Below are 17582 nucleotides of genomic sequence, written 5' to 3' on the forward strand. Positions count from 1 at the left end.
ATATTAAACATGAAGAAATCAACCTTACTTATTGCTGCGTCATTGGCTTTAAGCAGTCCTTCTATCCATGCTGATGAAGGTATGTGGACGCTCCACAACCTCCCAGATGCAGTCTATGAACAGATGGTGGCAGAGGGTTTTCAGTTACCATGTGACATGATTTACAACTCACCCAACGCTATTAGCAATTACGTTGTGAGCTTCTCTGGTTACTGTTCTGGCGTTGTTGTATCTCCAGATGGATTGGTCTTCACCAATCACCATTGCGGTTTTAGTGCTATCAATGCCCACTCCACCGTAGAACATGACTATATGAAGGATGGCTTCTATGCGAAGAATTACGTTGAAGAACTGCCTAACGAGAACCTCTATGTGTCGTTTATGAAGAAGCAAGAGGACGTTACGGCACGTGTAAACAAGCTCATCGCAGGAAAGAACGCAGAGCAGACTGAAGCTATCATAGATTCCCTCACGAATCATCTAACCGATTCCATCAAGGCGATTGATAAGACTTTACACATCAACATCGACCCTTTCTATGAGGGAAATAAGTATTATGCAACAACTTATCAGGACTTCCCTGATGTCCGTCTCGTATTCACTGTACCTAAGAGTATGGGTAAGTTTGGTGGTGAGACAGATAACTGGATGTGGCCGAGACAGACGTGTGACTTCTCTGTATTCCGCATCTACGCAGACCCTAAAACGAATGGTCCTGCAGCCTACTCAAAGGACAATGTGCCTTATCACCCAGCCCATTGGGCACCCGTGAGCATGCAGGGTTACAAGGACAAGGACTTCGCTATGACCATTGGTTACCCTGGTTCAACAAGTCGTTACTTGTCTTCTTATGGTATTCAACAGCGTCGTGACATTGATAATTCTGTACGTGTTCAAGCTCGAGATATCAAACTCGCACTCATGAAGAAGTACATGGATAAGAACGAGAAGACACGTATACAATACGAGAACAGGTACGTCCAGGCTGCGAACTATTGGAAGAACTCCATGGGAATGAACAAGTGTATCGACTCTATCGGACTGATTCGTCAGAAGGCAGAGTACGAAGCTCGCATTCGTGCATGGCTCCAAGAGAAGAATATCCAAGCCCCAACTATAAAGGTAGACTTCGATAAGTTGGCTAAGCTCTATTCGAATAGTAATGATGCAAAACTTGCCAGTATGTATTGGATGGAGTCGTTCTGGAGAACGTCAGAGTTATTCACCAGAGCACTTAACATGGCTCGTGGCTCCCTCAAGGTGTACGGTCCTGCGAACGAACCAAAGAAGCAGTACATGGTATATGAGGATAATCAAGATGAATGGAACCCTACCCTTGACCAAGAGATGGCGGCTGCCATGCTTAAAAACTATTGTGAACACGTACCAGCTAAGTTCCTTCCTGACTTCTACGAGACTATCAAGACGGAGTTCGGCAACGATTATGAGAAGTACACCAAGTTCGTTTATTCACAGAGCAAACTACTCAAGAAAGGTCAAAAGTTCTATCAGGACGAGAAGACACTCAAGGACCCTGGAGTGCTGTTAGGCATTAGCTTATTGATAAATTATCGTGCCATTCTTGCCGACCTCAGCAATAAGACGGAAGAGATTGACGCTGAAGAGAAGAAGTTGTGTGAGGCTAAAGTACAAATGGAGATGGACTTGCCACATTATAGCGATGCCAATTCCACCATGCGCCTATCGTATGGACAGGTGGGAGGATACATGATTGGAGGCTTCAACAGCAACTATTATACAACTGCAGAGAGTATTGTTAAGAAGATGGATGAGGGCTCAAAGATAGAGGACTATCAGGTAGAACCTATCATGAAAGAGCTTATGAGTGCAAAAGACTTCGGTTCTTACACTGACAAGACGACTGGTAAGATGCAACTATGTTTCCTTACTAACAATGATATCACTGGTGGTAACTCTGGTTCCCCGATGTTTGATGGCAAGGGACGACTCATTGGTCTCGCCTTTGATGGCAACTGGGATAGCCTCTCAAGTGACATCAATTTCGACCGCAAACTTGCTCGTTGCATTGGCGTCGACATCCGTTTTGTACTCTATCTCATGGATAAGTGGGGGCATGCTGACCGTCTATTAAAGGAGATCAATCCACAATAAGCACAAGTAAAATCGGCTATCTGATGAAGAGAATATCAATCACCAGATAGCGTAACACAAATAACCAAGAGGCTGTATCGGTTCTCTTATCAATACAAACGATTGATAAAAGGATGTGATACAGCCTCTTTTTAGCTATGAACAAACCGCTAGATAGGTATTAAAGCCCAGCTTCTTATTGTGATAACACAGCTTTTCTTCCATCAAAACGGAGTTTACTCTTTATTATTAAGGAGCGTGAGACAGGTTGCTCACTACCAACAAAAAGGATGTGCCTAATCAGACACATCCTCTTTCTCTATGCTTAGTAATTGTCTTTTTCGGTCTGTTCCACCCGCATAACCACCCAAGGTTCCATTCGAAGCAATGACTCGATGACAGGGAACAAAGAGCATTAAAGGGTTATGACCATTGGCATTTCCAACTGCTCTTACAGCCTTCTCTCGTCCCATTCTTCGGGCTTGTTCGGTATAAGAGAGCGTCGCTCCGTAAGGAATGGTTAATAAGGTCTGCCATGCGAGACGTTGGAAGGGTGTTCCGTCAAAGCCCAATGGTAAGTCAAATGAGCCTCGTTTGCCAGAGAAATAATCGTTTAACTGCCGACAAGCCTCAGCCAATAAGGAATCATCCGAACTATCAACTTCCGTCCAATCATCGCCTATCTTCCTCTCCATAACATCCTCCCACCAGCAATACCTTAGCTTTCCTTCAGCCTCAGCAAGCACGAGTATGCCCAAGGGAGATTGGTAACGACAATAGAACATAACAGAAGGTTAGGGTTGATAAGACTTATTTCTTCGGGCGTCTACGTGCCCACCCCTCTTCTGAGAAGTCGGGTTCTTCCCCTTTCAGCTTTGCTGGTGCACCTTTCATAAGCTCTTTCCAATCGTCCTTCTTGAACTTATGTGTAGCAAACTGAGCGTCATTCTCTGCTTGACGACGCCCACGACCTCTGCGCCCACGATCGTCTTGGCGACCTTCAGCACGGCTTCCGTAACCACCACGACTACCAGTGGAACGACCACCAGCCGAGCGTCCGTGCCCTGGTTCATCAGCATCATTACAACGCACTTTACGCCTCTTGTAGACAGCACCATCTAAGGCTTTCATCACCTTCTGGGCGTCTTGTTCAGGCACTTCGATGTAACTTTGCTTCCCAAGGAGGTCTATATGCCCCACTGCCTGGTGCCCATTCATATTCTTATTAATGAATTGCATCACCTCACCAGGATAGAAGCCGTCATTCTTACCGAGGTTAATAAAGAGTCGCTTAAAGCCCTTCTCTGCCTTACGTGCGCCACGGCTGTGCGTTGCTCTGCCCTCACTACGACCGCTACGCCCCTCCTCACGACTGCTGCGAGCCGATGGTTTCTCAATCTCTGGCGCATTCTTATAATAGTCAAGGAAGCGTCCAAAGGTGGACGTAACAATCTTCTTGATAAGATCCTCCTTATCTATATACTCAAACTGGCGGTTGATATCCTCCATGTAAGGTACTATCTGCTCCTCATCTACATCCGTCTTCAAGATGTTATCCATCGTTTTGAAGAGTTGTTTCTTGCATATCTCTTCAGGCGAAGGAAGCGTTCCATCAATAAATTCCTTACCTATCTCACGTTCAATGTTACGTATCTTATATTTCTCACGAGAGTGGATAATCGAAATGGAAGTACCCTTCTTGCCCGCACGACCTGTACGCCCCGAACGGTGGGTATAGTTTTCTATATCGTCAGGAAGCCCATAGTTGATGACATGCGTCAAATCATTCACATCCAATCCACGTGCTGCAACATCGGTCGCAACGAGGATTTGTGTGAGATGAGAGCGGAACTTCTGCATTGTAAGGTCACGTTGTTGCTGTGACAAGTCGCCATGTAACGACTCTGCATTGTATCCGTCTTTAATCAACTTATCGGCTATCTCTTGTGTTTCTACCTTTGTTCTACAGAATACAATGGCGTAGATCTTAGGGTAGAAGTCCACCAATCGCTTCAAAGCAAGGTACTTGTCGCGTGCATTCACCATATAATAGATATGGTTAACGCTCTCTGCTCCTTCGTTACGACTGCCCACAACAATCTCTTTATAGTCGTGCAAGTAGCCCTTAGCCACCTTCTCTACATCCCTACTCATCGTTGCAGAGAAGAGAAGAGTATTACGATCTTCAGGCACACCAGTGAGTATCTCGGTGATACTCTCTTGGAAACCCATGTTCAACATTTCGTCTGCTTCATCCAAGACAACGTTCCGTACTTGGTCCAAACGAGCCTTTCCACGGTGCATTAAGTCGATCAATCGACCCGGAGTTGCCACAATGATTTGTACACCATGGCGCAACTGATGAATCTGGGTATCGATGGAAGCACCGCCATAAACGGCTGCGATGTGCAGATGAGGGATGTACTTACCGAAGTCCTTGAGGTCATCTGCAATCTGCAAGCATAACTCTCGGGTCGGACTAAGCACTATCGCTTGTGTCGACTTACTGCTTGTATCAATCCTCTGAAGCAGTGGTAAGCCAAAGGCAGCCGTCTTTCCAGTACCAGTCTGCGCTAGGGCGATAACGTCATTTCGATTACCTAATAAATAAGGGATTACTTCTTCTTGTACAGGCATTGGATGTTCAAATCCAAGCTCACTAATGGCACGGCGAATCTCTTCGCTCACGCCCAACTCTTCAAATGTCTTCAAATTCGTTTGTTTATTATTTATTATCCTATAGAAAAGGTAAACTCGCCACCAAACGAACCCACAGAAAGACACTTGCCTGCGCTCTTCTCTTCAACTAAAACACGCAGACTCTCAGGTGGCATGCTACCTTTATGGGGTGCAAAGGTACGCTAAGAAGTTGGATCTTACAAATAAAACAAACTATAAATCAGCCTTCTTAGAGAATAAGAAACAAATAGTTTACGATGTTCACTATATATACTTTGCATAAATATGGACGAACTTTTCTTACTGTTATAAAGTCTAAAAGCAAAAGAATTTACTTATCAGAATGTCCTCTTTTAATACTTTTTTCGTACCTTTGTAACGTCAAATAGAAAAATAGTCGTTATTAAAGTTAATTATTTGAGTTAGTACAGAAGCATACAACTTACGTGAGTAAGTTAGATGTTAAATGAAAGACTTCGCAGGGATGCGAAGTCTTTTTGTTTATTACTAACATCTAATACTTATCTTACTAACACCTAATTAAAATCCTAATAACAGCTAATTAAATCGGAGGAAACTTACTCCTATAGTGCAAAGGAGCATTAGTTAAAAACAAAAATAAACTATTAATCAAAGAAGAATAGTTTATTTAATTCTATTTATTAGACTATTTTTCACGACAAACAAACATTCTTTCAAACAAAAAGAAGTATCTATCAGATAATAAAATACCCTTTGGTGCAAGGTTTGATATGCTATCATCCATTGCTCCAAAGGGTAAATTCTTATCCTACTAGACTGCTGAACTGAAAGATTTACTTGGCTTTCAGTATCAGACGCAGGCTCTGTTTGTAATTCAAATAATTCCAAACCCAATTTAAGAGAATGAATGTCTTGTTCTTTACTCCTAGAATAGAACGAAGGTGAACTACCAACCACAAGAACCAAGCAGGGAATCCTCCAAACTTTTGACCATTAATCTCTGCAACTGCATGATTGCGCCCAATGGTCGCCATAACACCAAGGTTCTTGTACTTAAATGGCTTTTCTTCCTGTCCTTTCAACTGGTTTTTAAGATTCTGCGCAACACATTTTGCCTGTTGCAAAGCCACTTGTGCTAACTGAGGATGACCTAACGGATACTCCTTATCGCCCTCTATCAAACTCTGATCGCCTATAGCATAAACATCTTGTAAGCCCTTCACACGACAGAAACGATTGGTAAGGATTCTACCAGCATGACCTATGCTTTCCTTCGGCAAACCCTCGATAGTGTTCGCACAAATACCACTCACCCAGATAACTGTCTCTGCAGGAATCTCAAGTCCGGCACTTGTTTTCAATATACCATCCTTATACTCTGTTGCAAACTGCGGCTGACGAATATGCACATGTAGCTCTTTCAAATCGCGCTCAGCCCTTGCTGAGGATGCAGGATCCATTGCCGAAAGAAGTCTATCAGCTGCATTAACAAGATAAATGTGCATCTGTGAGGACTCAAGATCAGGGTAATCACGCTCCAAAATATTCTTCTTCATCTCGGCTACAGCACCTGCAATTTCCACACCAGAGGCACCTCCACCCACAACAACAATGTTCATTAGAGCCTGTTTGCGTGCTGGATCATCCTCGGTCTCAGCCTTCTCAAGATTACGAAGGATGGTATTACGAAGGCGCATAGCCTCTCCCACCGTCTTCATCGGGAGTGTTGTTGCCTCAATATCCTTGTTTCCAAAGTAGTTTGTCTTCGCTCCTGCAGCCAAAACAAGGTAGTCGTAATGGACGTCACCCACTGATGTTTTAATCATCTTATTGCTTGCGTCCACTGCTTCTACCTTTGCCATACGGAAGAAAAAGTCGTCTTTTCCTTGGAAGATACGGCGGAATGGGAACGAGATACTACTTGGCTCAAGTCCTGCTGATGCCACTTGATAAATTAAAGGAGGGAACTGATGATAGTTATTCTTATCTATCAAGACCACTTGAAAGTCGTTATCAACCAACTTAGATGCCAATTCCAATCCACCTAGTCCACCTCCAACGATGACGACTCTTTGCTTATCTGTATGCGCAATGTTTGCTTTCATTATCCTGCATTATTTATGTTTTGTATGTTTGTTACCTATTCTTATATTAAAGTAAACAGAGAATATCATGCCAAGGCAATCTCCTTTTCAAAGAAAAGGACGTCAAATACCTCTGTTTCATATCTATAAATTCCTATTCGTAAATTAGTTTCGTAAGTTGCTCTTCAACGAACAACTCTTGTGCAACTGCTTGTATCTCCTCTGCCGTAATGGCGTCAATATTACGATAAAGAGCCGTTATGTCCTTCTTCCAACCATAGTGCAAGAAGCCTTTACCGAAGTCAAGTGCAAGGTTCTCACGGTTGTCGCAGGCTATACCAATCTGCCCTTTAATCTGCTGTTTGGCTATTGTTAGTTCTGAATCTGTCAATGGTTTGTCGATGAAATGGTCTAATTCTGCATGTACAAGTGCCATACATTCATCCACATCTTGTGCGTCACAACCAAAGTAAATACTCCATAATCCAGTTGAAGAGTAGCTTACCATCGTACTTTCTACTGTGTACACCAGCCCTCTCCGTTCGCGTAATGCAAGGTTCAAACGTGCACTCATACCTGGACCACCTAATATGTTATTCAAGAGATAGAGTGCCATTCGCCGTTTATCATGCACTGCATAGGCACGATTACCAATCATTACATGTGCTTGATGAGTGTGTTTGTCAATCTTAATTGTCTGTGGTTCGTATGCACTCAATACTGGCAATGACTTCTCCAAATGCTTATCAAGTTCGCCAACCATGGTCACATTTGTGCCATTCTCTTGTGACAAGAGTTGCAAAAGTATGTTGAAATCAACGTTACCATAGGCAAAGAAGACGGCATTATCAGGTCGGTAATGTTGCTGCGTGAAGTGGAGTGCATCTTTGGTAGTGAACTTTCTCACACGTTCTGACGCCCCTAAGATGTTATGCCCCAATGGATGACCATGAAAGATAAGGTTCTCGAACTCATCATATATCAGTTCAGAAGGGCTGTCGTTATACGATTCTATCTCGTCACAGATGACTTCCACCTCCTTATCAATCTCCTTCTGAGGATAGACACTATGAAAGACTATATCCGTAAGAAGGCTTATAGCCCTTGGAAGATGTTCCTTCAAGATAGCAGAATAATACACTGTATCGGTCTTAGTGGTAAATGCATTCAAATCACCTCCCACCTCCTCAAGACAGTTTATGACGTCTAAAGCGGTGCGACGAGTGGTACCCTTGAATGTAACATGCTCACAGAAATGTGCTATTCCCTCCTCGTTCGATTGCTCATGGGCTGCTCCTGCATTGATTTGGTAGCCACAATAAACCACAGGTGAGGCTGTTTGAAGAGCGATAATACGCAGTCCGTTATCCAAGACTGCCGTTTGATATTCTATCATAGTGCAAAAGTAAGAAAAAAGAATGATATAGTAAGCGTCTTTGGCGACCAATAAAAAAAGAAGAGAGAAACTTTTTGTAGTCCGCTTAAATTACACTATATTTGCACAACTAAAGTGGAACACAATTGTAATTCACAATCAAATGCGGAAAGTAATAGGTATAGGTGAAACAGTCTTAGACATCATCTTCAAGGATAATAAACCAGTGGAAGCAGTGCCAGGTGGCTCTACCTTCAATGCTATCACTTCATTGGGTCGGTGTGGAGTGGACGTCACGTTCATTTCAGAAGCAGGTAATGACCATGTTGGAGAATACATCATTAAGTTCTTACAAGACAATGGTGTGAATGCTGACAACGTCAGTATATTCCCAGACTCGAAGTCTCCTGTATCATTGGCATTCCTTGATAAGAACAATGATGCCGAATACATCTTTTATAAAGACCACCCTCATGACCAACTAGAGTTTACTTATCCAGATATACAACCCGATGACATCGTACTTTTTGGATCGTATTATGCGGTGAATCCAGTTATACGTCCACAAGTAATGGGACTTCTTGATTATGCTCATTCACGTGGAGCTATCATCTATTATGACGTTAACTTCCGACTAGCACATAAGGATGAGGTCATCAAGATAACACCTAATCTGATAGAGAACCTCGATTATGCTGACATTGTTCGGGGTAGTCATGAGGATTTTGCAACCCTTTATAAAAAGGAGGAAGCCGATAAGGTGTACAATGCAGAGATTTCTTTCTATTGCAAACAATTTGTTTATACACACGGAAGTCAACCTGTAGAGATACGTGGAGGACGTGATTTTAAGAAGTCATACGCTGTTCTTAACACGAATGTTGTTAGTACCATCGGGGCTGGAGATAACTTCAATGCAGGTATTATATTCGGTATCTTGAAACATGGTATTACACGTGCTGACCTTGAAAGGGGCTTAACGGAAGAACAATGGGACAAGGTGATTGAATGTGCCTTAGCCTTCTCTGCTGATTGTTGTAAGGACATATTCAACTATGTAAGCAAGGACTTTGGGGAGAAAATGAAGCTCTCTCATTCCTAAAACACACCCGAACAGACCACACTAAACATGATATAAAAATGATAGAAATTGCCAATAAAGTTTATTACGTAGGCGTTAACGATCGGAACAAAGCTCTCTTTGAGGGCTTGTGGCCATTGCCTTATGGTGTTAGTTACAACTCTTATCTCATCGACGATGAGAAGGTTTGCCTTATTGATACCGTTGAGGTAGACTTCTTCGTACAGTTCATTGAAAAACTCCGAGAGGTTTTGGGCGACCGACAGATTGACTATCTCGTCATTAATCACATGGAGCCTGACCACTCTGGATCGTTAGCTCTATTGAAGAAGTACTATCCTAACATACAAGTCATTGGTAACAAGAAGACCTTCGACATGATGTCTGGCTTCTACGGAATCAAAGATAACACCATAGAAGTTAAGAACGGAGAAGAGCTCTCACTAGGTGCTCACACCTTACAGTTCTTTATGACACCTATGGTTCACTGGCCAGAAACAATGATGACATTGTGTAAAGGTGAGGTATCTCACCTCTTTACAGGCGATGCTTTCGGCTGTTTTGGTGCATTAAATGGCGGTTTCATCGATCAAGAGATTGATACCGACTGGTGCTGGTTAGAGATGGTTCGCTATTACTCAAACATCGTTGGAAAGTATGGAACACCTGTTCAGAATGCTTTGAAGAAGCTTGCTGGTATTCATATAGACTATATCTGCTCTACACATGGACCTGTTTGGCATAAGTATGTAGATAAAGTTATCAGTTTATATGACCGCATGTCAAAGTATGAAACAGACCCTGGTTTGGTCATCTGCTATGGTACAATGTATGGAAACACCGAACGAATGGCAGAACAAATAGCACGTGCAGCATCTTTAGCAGGCGTTAAGGACATTCGTCTTTATAATGTATCAAAGACGCACCACAGCTACATTCTTCAAGACATCTTCCGCTTCCGTGGTCTCATTGTGGGTGCTCCTACTTACAATGCAGGGCTTTATCACGAGATGGACGTACTACTCCAAGAGGTTGCCAATCGTGACATTAAGAACCATTACATCGGTTGGTTCGGCTCTTACTCATGGGCTTCAAAGGCGGTTGCTGCTATCGGGGAATGGAATGAGAATCATCTCCACTTCGAGAAGGTGGGCGAACCTGTTGAGATGAAGCAGGCTCTCACACCAGAAATCAAAGCTGAATGTGCTCGCTTAGGACGTGAGATGGCTGCTAAGCTATTGGCTGAATAAAACTGATACTCATCCATTGATCTTATAAGAGGTTCGCTAATCACACTTAGCGAACCTTTTTTTAATAGAATAAAAGACGAAAGCAACATTGATATAACACACTCGATTCATGTTTTTTTAGTATCTTTGTACACAAACAAACATAGGTAATTAGATGGAAATAGCAGTATTTTGTTCCGCAAATAACAATATTGACCCAGACTACTTTCGCTTAACTGAGACGTTGGGAAGATGGATTGGAGAGAATGGGCACACCTTAGTATATGGCGGAGGGAACTCTGGTCTGATGGAATGTATCGGTAAGTCCGTTCATGAAGCAGGTGGGCGAACCATCGGCATCATCCCACGTATCATGGAGGAAGGGCGCAGAGTGAGTGATTACGTTGATGTGGAAATCCCTTGTGAAGACCTCACTGACCGCAAGGCAATCATGATGGAGCGTGCAGATGTGTTCTATGCACTACCAGGAGGAGTAGGTACTCTCGATGAAGTCTTCACTATTATAGCCTCAAACACTATCGGCTATCATCAGAAGAAGGTTGTGCTATATAACATGAAAGGCTTTTGGAATAGCCTTATCGCACTATTAGACGACTTACAAAAGCGTAATATGATTCGTGGAAATTATCACGATTTCATCGAGATAAAAGACTTTTAAGAACCATTATTAGACGATCATTATACTTTAAGTTAAACGACGATCCTACTTTAACTTAAAGCTTAGTTGTACTTTAACTTAAAGGTTCATTGTACTCTAACTTACACGTCAATTATACTTCAAGTTGTGCGTCAATTCACTCTAATAAATGACTATAAAAAAGTCCCCCTCTCTATTGTTTCACACAATAAAGAGGGGGATTTATCAATCTAATGGTTTACTTTACTTCACAACAATAGTCTTACCATCATGAATGTAAACACCTTTCGAAGGCTTTTGTAGCTTTATTCCTGATAACGTGTAATAGTCATCTGAACTATTGCCACACACATTAGTAAGGCTCTTAATACCTTCTGTAACCATCTTCAAAGGCATTACGTTTGTCGTTGCTGACACAAGTGAAGCAGGGAAAGACAAATAAACATCACCCGCAACAAGGCTATTCTGCTGTGCCAAAGAGAAACTCTCACCACTCAAGACATAGTTCTTAATACGAGAACTATTGTCTACTGACTTCTGACCATGCTCTACAACAACCATTGTCCAATACTCCAAAGAAGGTAAGGTAAACGTTACTTTACCGCTACTCTGTGTGAAGTCTAACTCTTGTGGAGCACCACCAAGACGGTCAGGGCTAGCAACCCAAATACGTGCAACAGGCTGCGCATCGTCAAGTACAATCTTCTTATTGTTCAAGACATTAGGCAATGGCATTGTTTCTGACAAGTCGCGAATATTAAAGTTGTCCCTTGAAACATTGCTATAGTTCAACAACTGGATTGTTGTAACATCCCCCTTCTTGGTGCTGTAAGTGTTCACCATGTAAGGCTTAGGTCCTATTGTCTGCTTCTCTGGATGTTCGTTTAGACTAGGATCAGGGTTAGAGAGATCCCAAGCTGCCACTTGCTTGCCATCCATCGTCATACTTACAGTCGTTTCCGCATTGTTATCTCGCAAGTAATTCTCGTATGCTGTAAGGAAATCATAGTAGTGAATGATTGACTTTTGCAGCTTACTTGACATTGGACGAGTGTCATCTGGGAAGTATTCCGTGAACAACATGTGGTCTCCACTAAGCTCTATTCTTGACCCACCAAGGGCAAAGATTGTAGCTTCTCCCATCAAAGCACTACTCAAGCGAAGCTCTCCTGGGCGACCATTGCGGCAATGCAAATAGGCAGCGAACACTGTATTAAAGGTGTTCTTACCATTGTTACGACGGTTATCCTGTATGATCTTGCGATAATTCCAGTAGTAGTCGTCCCCTCCCCACATCTCATTATAACCAAATTCAACGTTCTTTGTACCCACAATGTTTGGTCCTCCGAAGCTTGAAGCAGCGTTCATCACAAGATACTTATTGTGGTTATCCGCCTTCATGCGGTTGATGAAGTTAGCAAAATAGCCCTCAAAGTCATTCGTGTTACGGCGGTCACCATCAGTATAAACCTTCTTTCCGTTCACTTTCTTACTCTTCAAGTTAACGTAATAAGCATCACGTTGATGCCCCAACTGGTCGATGTGATAACCATCAAAGCCAAAGTTCTGATAAACCTTATTGATAGAACCAGCAAGATAGTTTACCCAATTCTGATTTCCAGGGTTCATTACGTATATGCTCGGCCAACTACCAAGAGGATACTGATACTGATGGAGATCGTAACCACCACCTTTCTTTTCATGCAAGTCGATCCATCCCCAATCACTGCTAACGCCGTCTTTATCAAGATTGTCAGGTGTTTCTGGTGTGTTGCCATTCATGTTTCCAGTCACACCATATATCAAGTCATAGAACATACACTTGCTTCCTACACCATGCAACTGGTTGATGTAGTTATCGATTGACGACTTATAGACATTACGCAAACCAATATCTTTCCACTGTGTAGCGCCTTGAGGGAATAGAATATGGTGTTGCCATTGCCAATCATAGAACTGAATACCAGTCATGTGATAGCGATTGAGCATAGCAACCTCTCCCTTTACCTTATCTAGCGTCTTGCTTGCATCGTAGTGAGAAACAAATCCATAACGTGGGAAACGACCCCATTCCGTTGAGACATCAATACCTATTGTTGCATAAACATTGTCAGTTGTACCTACTGTAGTATACACTTCTGCAAGATAACCAGTGAAGTTATCAGCAGGAACCTTCCATGTCCATGAGGTCTTTCCACTGATATCTGCAGTGGCGACAACCTTATTTCCATGTAGATAACGCACCTTTGCTCCATCTGGGAAAGCATACTTAGTTGTGAAAGTAACAGTGCTATTAGGCTCATAACGTACCTTATCAGTTGTCAAATCAACTGGGTTAGAAAGGTAAGTAAGGTCAGCCTTATACTGAATCGTTGCATTGTTGGCAATCTCACTAGTTGCTACATGGAGGGCATTGTCGTCATAGTGAGTATCATTATCAGCCAAACGGAGTTGATAAACAGTGTTTGGTGTAGCCTCAATAACTAGTCCAGTACCTGCACCAGCAGTCGTAACAGGAAGCAAGTTGACTGAGTTATTCTCACCAACACCCTTTGCGATATATGCTTTCAAGCCATTCACAGAAGCGAAATCAACTGCAAATTCACTTGAGAAGGTGGCATACTTACTTCTTTGTTGATAGGGGAAGCTATCCTTCACCTTATCTGATATATAAGCAACACCCCTTATGTTTGCCAAAGCAGATGGTTTCACATAGAAGTTGAATTTGTTATCAACACCCGCAAAAGTGTATTGATTAACGCTAGGTTGGTTATCACCTAAATAATAAACAGCCGATAAACGGCTACAACCATTAAAGGTATTGTCATTGAAAGTGGTGATATTACCTGGAATAACAACTGATTCCAATGATGTACAATGGAAGAAACTACCTGTTCCTAAGGCTGTTGCTCGAAGTGGCAAGACTACCTTCTTCAAGTTTTGACAACCTTCAAACGACCATTCTCCAATCTCATTAACACCACTAGGAAGCTCCAAAATTATAAGTCCCGTCTGCTTAAAGGCATGATCCTTGATAACTTCTAAACGGCTATCAAACTGCACCTGTGTCAAGTGTTGGCAATCTTGGAAGGCTTGTCCACCAATCTCTTTCACATTGGCAGGCAACACCAAGGATGTTAACCCAGTGTTGGCAAAGGAACGATAACCAATCGTTTGTAAGGAACCAGACAATGTGACTGATTGAAGATTGGAACAATCAGTGTATTCATAGCCCTGCATATTAGCATTGCTTGACGCATCTGTTACGGAACGAAGGTTCTTACAAGCATTGAAAGCACTATAACCAATACTGTTAACAGAACTAGGAATAATCACAGATGTAATCGAGTTATTCCCCTGGAAAGCATTGTGTTCAATGACTGTAACCGCATAATCATTTTTACCATACCTTACACTGGATGGTATTACAACGTCACCACTGGTAGACTTACCATCCACCAACGTTACAGTCTTATCCGAACTAGTTGTGTATTTAATGCTATTTTGCACAAAATCATCAGCAAACGACGTTGTAAACGATAGTAATGCTGTACACAAAAAAAGTAATCGTTTCAATCTCATTAATTATCCTTTCTCATTAAAACTATGATGAATTACCACCTTATTAAATATAAAAAGCATCGCCACACACTAACCCCTTTAGGCTAGACACGTGGCAATGCCCTTTCAATATAAATTTAGTTCTAATATTTAATCATCCCATAGTGACCTGCGGTTACCCACATATACGTCACCACCTGATGTTACATTCACTCTATCTGAATAGTCATCGTCCATGTCATCAAATACATGTTTCTTACCGAGAGCAGTACCTGGATCTGCTGGAGTATCATCAAATGACAAGTCTAACAAATGCTTCTCTAGCTTTATCTCTACCTGTTCTGTGACAGGACTAACATAGTTCTTTTTCATCGTACAATAACTTTTTTGCCATTCTTAATATATACACCTTTCTCTGTTGGGTTCACTACTCGAACACCTGAAATGGTATAGTAAACATTGTCTTCATCAGCCTTACCTGCTGCATCAATGCTTTCGATACCTGTAGCATCGTTGGTCATATTACCATCTTCATCGTCAAGACTTAAACCGAAGACTACTGACTTTGCTCCTTGAACACCTGGCTCGTTGGTTTCATGAACGTAAGCTCTACCACAGTAGATGGTCTTTGCGTCCTGAGTTAAGTGCAACTTATAATCAGACTGTAGTGTCCAGTTACTCTTACCATCTGTCTCTGTCTGATAAAGAAGAGTATCTTCGCGAACAGGCATTACCTTGTTATCAGCGAGCTTAGCAACAGCTGACTCTGCGATACGATAGGTGTAAGTAGTATTAGGTGTACCAGCAAGGATAACACCTTCGTTGGCTGCTATTGAAGTAGCCTTTGTCATCTTCAATATCTTCTGAATCTTTGTAGGCTGCGTAACCTTGTATGTGCTCTTACCTACGTAAGCTTCCATAGCATCACGACCATTAGCTGCAACAAAGTCTACAGGGAAGTCGTGTGTGAAAGTAGCATACTTTGTATTCAATGTCTGCTCGTAAGTATCCTTCAAGTTGAGTGTGTTCCAATCAGCATTTGACCGATAATCAGACAACTTACTTGCCTTTACATAGACATTCTTTGGTGTGTTATCAAATGCGTTAGTAGTTAATGTTGCTGGAGTTTCAGCCAAGATATTAACGTAATTCAAGTGTGAACAACCATTGAAAGCGTTAGCCTTTATCTCTGTTACAGTAGATGGAAGAGTGATGAAAGGCAGACTTGTACAACCTGCAAACATGCTTTCTGCCACATAAGTCAATGGCTGAGTAGCTAAAGATGTAGCAGGGAACTCTACGTACTTCAAGCTTTTACAGTCCATGAAAGCCCCTTTACCGATAGTCATATCACCTTTGAGGTGAACACAAGTAAGTCCACTCTCTCGGAAAGCATCAGCACCAAGTGTCTTAACAGAACCCTTGAAGAAGAACTTCTTCAATGCACCAGTAGACCAGAAAGCACCGTCACCGATAGTTTCAACCTTAGTACCATAGTCTACTGTAGCTAAATGATCACAGCTTCGGAAAGCCTGCGCATCAATTGTCTTAAGCTCTGCTGGCAACTTAATAGTAGTCAAAGCAGCACACATATTGAATGCATTTGCACCAATCTTAGTGATGTTATCCCATGCACCTGGCTGCCCAGGAATACCTTTGATAGTTGTTAGTTGACCACAAGCCCAGAATGTATTTGCAGGAATTTCAGTTACAGCTGCAGGCCATTCAACAGATGTTAAAGGTGTCCCCCAGAACACACCTGTGTCCATCTTCTTGATTCTTGAGAGGTCAACAGACGTCAAAGCATCACAGATATAGAAGCAGTTATCGCCTAACTCCTCTACAGATTGAGGAACTTGAGACCATGTGATTTTATCGCAATTCTCGAATGCATTCTTGTTTAAACGCTTTGGATTATAACCATTCCAATTGATAGTTGCTAAGTTCGTACAATTCTTGAAGGTAAAACTTGGCAAGTTACGTGAAGCATAACTACTTGGGAATGTGAAAGAGGTAAGCGACTCACAGCCTTCAAACACACCACCTTCAATAGAGTTAGGATCATCATCGCCTAAGTAAGTTACTGTATTTGGAAGCGTGATAGATGCCAACTTCTTACAGTTTAAGAATGCATGTGAGTCAATCTCCTTCAACTGAGAAGTACCATCAGTAGCACCTTCAATAACAAATTCAGTCATGTTCTCACATTGATCAAAACAACGTGATTCAATGTGCTCAACTGTCTTTGGGATTGTAATCTTGGTTATCTGGCTTGTAACACCAGAGCTTGCTGCGCGGAAAAGGTTAGCACGAAGCATGGTAACCTTATAAGTAGCAGAACCTTGAAGTACCCCCCCGTAAGTAACAGCAGCTGTTACTGTTTCAGGAATAGTAACTGCTCCTACCTTACTAATGGCATTATTCTGCGCATCAGCCAAAGCAGCATCCTTCTTCGCATCAGTGCTCAAATCAGTCAAAGTAGTCCAACCACAGAACTCAACAGCATTGTCTTGTGAACTAGTACTCACGAATTTCTGGATACTAAACAGCATACCATTGTCCACAAACAAGTTGGTTCTTCGCTCAACATCTGTTGGTTGAGAGTCTGCAAAACATCCTAGTGAGATGATTGCAAACAACGCCAGAAGTAATTTTCTCTTCATTTGTTTTAAATTTTAATTTTAAGTTTTCTTGGTGATTGATAGGCACGCATTGGCTGGATGTCGTGTGATAAATAAATGTTTAAATGATTATTACATCCTAGAAAATAGTCCTCTTTGTACCCTTGATCACATGTCAACTTTTTATAACATTAATAGTT

At 42.1% G+C, this 17582-nt stretch carries 11 protein-coding genes; 4 read left to right on the forward strand and 7 right to left on the reverse strand.

Going from position 1 to position 17582, the window contains the following annotated elements; translation table 11 throughout:
- Positions 1-9 precede the first annotated feature (9 nt).
- Positions 10-2133 (forward strand): S46 family peptidase, encoded by a 2124-nt coding sequence (locus F0475_RS00740; RefSeq protein ID WP_155714968.1) that lies wholly within the window; start codon positions 10-12, stop codon positions 2131-2133.
- A gap of 275 nt (positions 2134-2408) precedes the next feature.
- Here F0475_RS00740 and F0475_RS00745 read toward each other — a convergent pair whose 3' ends face one another.
- The 4 genes from F0475_RS00745 to F0475_RS00760 form a co-directional block, all read right to left on the reverse strand.
- Positions 2409-2897 carry a methylated-DNA--[protein]-cysteine S-methyltransferase gene (locus tag F0475_RS00745; protein ID WP_155714969.1) on the reverse strand — a complete coding sequence of 163 codons (489 nt, stop codon included), beginning with the start codon at positions 2895-2897 and terminating at the stop codon, positions 2409-2411.
- A 25-nt stretch (positions 2898-2922) separates the two neighbouring features.
- The gene (locus F0475_RS00750) at positions 2923-4824 is read right to left on the reverse strand and encodes a DEAD/DEAH box helicase (protein ID WP_155714970.1); all 1902 of its coding nucleotides are present in this window, start codon (positions 4822-4824) and stop codon (positions 2923-2925) included.
- Between the two features lie 782 nt (positions 4825-5606).
- Positions 5607-6878 carry an NAD(P)/FAD-dependent oxidoreductase gene (locus F0475_RS00755; protein ID WP_155714971.1) on the reverse strand — a complete coding sequence of 424 codons (1272 nt, stop codon included), beginning with the start codon at positions 6876-6878 and terminating at the stop codon, positions 5607-5609.
- 133 nt (positions 6879-7011) lie between these two features.
- Complete coding sequence (locus tag F0475_RS00760) at positions 7012-8253, reverse strand: M16 family metallopeptidase (RefSeq protein WP_155714972.1); 1242 nt, start codon at positions 8251-8253, stop codon at positions 7012-7014.
- Positions 8254-8395: 142 nt separating this feature from the next.
- On the opposite strand from F0475_RS00760, the gene F0475_RS00765 reads away from it, so the two are divergent.
- The 3 genes from F0475_RS00765 to F0475_RS00775 all read left to right on the forward strand — a co-directional run bounded on the left by F0475_RS00765 (position 8396) and on the right by F0475_RS00775 (position 11221).
- Positions 8396-9334 (forward strand): carbohydrate kinase family protein, encoded by a 939-nt coding sequence (locus F0475_RS00765; RefSeq protein WP_155714973.1) that lies wholly within the window; start codon positions 8396-8398, stop codon positions 9332-9334.
- Between the two features lie 38 nt (positions 9335-9372).
- Complete coding sequence (locus F0475_RS00770; protein WP_155714974.1) at positions 9373-10563, forward strand: FprA family A-type flavoprotein; 1191 nt, start codon at positions 9373-9375, stop codon at positions 10561-10563.
- 154 nt (positions 10564-10717) lie between these two features.
- Positions 10718-11221: an LOG family protein gene (locus tag F0475_RS00775; protein WP_155714975.1), complete on the forward strand. Its 504-nt coding sequence runs from the start codon at positions 10718-10720 to the stop codon at positions 11219-11221.
- Between the two features lie 222 nt (positions 11222-11443).
- Here the strand turns inward: F0475_RS00775 and F0475_RS00780 are convergent, their stop codons facing one another.
- The 3 genes from F0475_RS00780 to F0475_RS00790 form a co-directional block, all read right to left on the reverse strand.
- On the reverse strand, positions 11444-14782 hold the full coding sequence (locus F0475_RS00780) for a glycoside hydrolase family 66 protein (RefSeq protein WP_155714976.1): 3339 nt from the start codon (positions 14780-14782) through the stop codon (positions 11444-11446).
- Between the two features lie 129 nt (positions 14783-14911).
- Positions 14912-15133, reverse strand: coding sequence for a hypothetical protein (locus F0475_RS00785; protein WP_009435550.1), 222 nt, complete (start codon positions 15131-15133; stop codon positions 14912-14914).
- Positions 15130-17424, reverse strand: a complete 2295-nt coding sequence (locus F0475_RS00790; RefSeq protein ID WP_155714977.1) for a leucine-rich repeat domain-containing protein — start codon at positions 17422-17424, stop codon at positions 15130-15132. Before F0475_RS00790 ends, F0475_RS00785 begins: the two co-directional genes overlap by 4 nt.
- Positions 17425-17582: the final 158 nt, after the last annotated feature.

Origin of the sequence: Prevotella vespertina, assembly GCF_009728485.1 — a bacterium.
Classification (GTDB): Bacteria; Bacteroidota; Bacteroidia; order Bacteroidales; family Bacteroidaceae; genus Prevotella; species Prevotella vespertina.

Excerpts from the sequence above, each read along its gene's own strand:
- F0475_RS00740 (WP_155714968.1), top strand. The coding sequence starts at position 10 with ATGAAGAAATCAACCTTACTTATTGCTGCGTCATTGGCTTTAAGCAGT.
- F0475_RS00745 (WP_155714969.1), bottom strand. The coding sequence starts at position 2,897 with ATGTTCTATTGTCGTTACCAATCTCCCTTGGGCATACTCGTGCTTGCT.
- F0475_RS00755 (WP_155714971.1), bottom strand. The coding sequence starts at position 6,878 with ATGAAAGCAAACATTGCGCATACAGATAAGCAAAGAGTCGTCATCGTT.
- F0475_RS00760 (WP_155714972.1), bottom strand. The coding sequence starts at position 8,253 with ATGATAGAATATCAAACGGCAGTCTTGGATAACGGACTGCGTATTATC.
- F0475_RS00765 (WP_155714973.1), top strand. The coding sequence starts at position 8,396 with ATGCGGAAAGTAATAGGTATAGGTGAAACAGTCTTAGACATCATCTTC.
- F0475_RS00770 (WP_155714974.1), top strand. The coding sequence starts at position 9,373 with ATGATAGAAATTGCCAATAAAGTTTATTACGTAGGCGTTAACGATCGG.
- F0475_RS00775 (WP_155714975.1), top strand. The coding sequence starts at position 10,718 with ATGGAAATAGCAGTATTTTGTTCCGCAAATAACAATATTGACCCAGAC.
- F0475_RS00780 (WP_155714976.1), bottom strand. The coding sequence starts at position 14,782 with ATGAGATTGAAACGATTACTTTTTTTGTGTACAGCATTACTATCGTTT.
- F0475_RS00785 (WP_009435550.1), bottom strand. The coding sequence starts at position 15,133 with ATGAAAAAGAACTATGTTAGTCCTGTCACAGAACAGGTAGAGATAAAG.
- F0475_RS00790 (WP_155714977.1), bottom strand. The coding sequence starts at position 17,424 with ATGAAGAGAAAATTACTTCTGGCGTTGTTTGCAATCATCTCACTAGGA.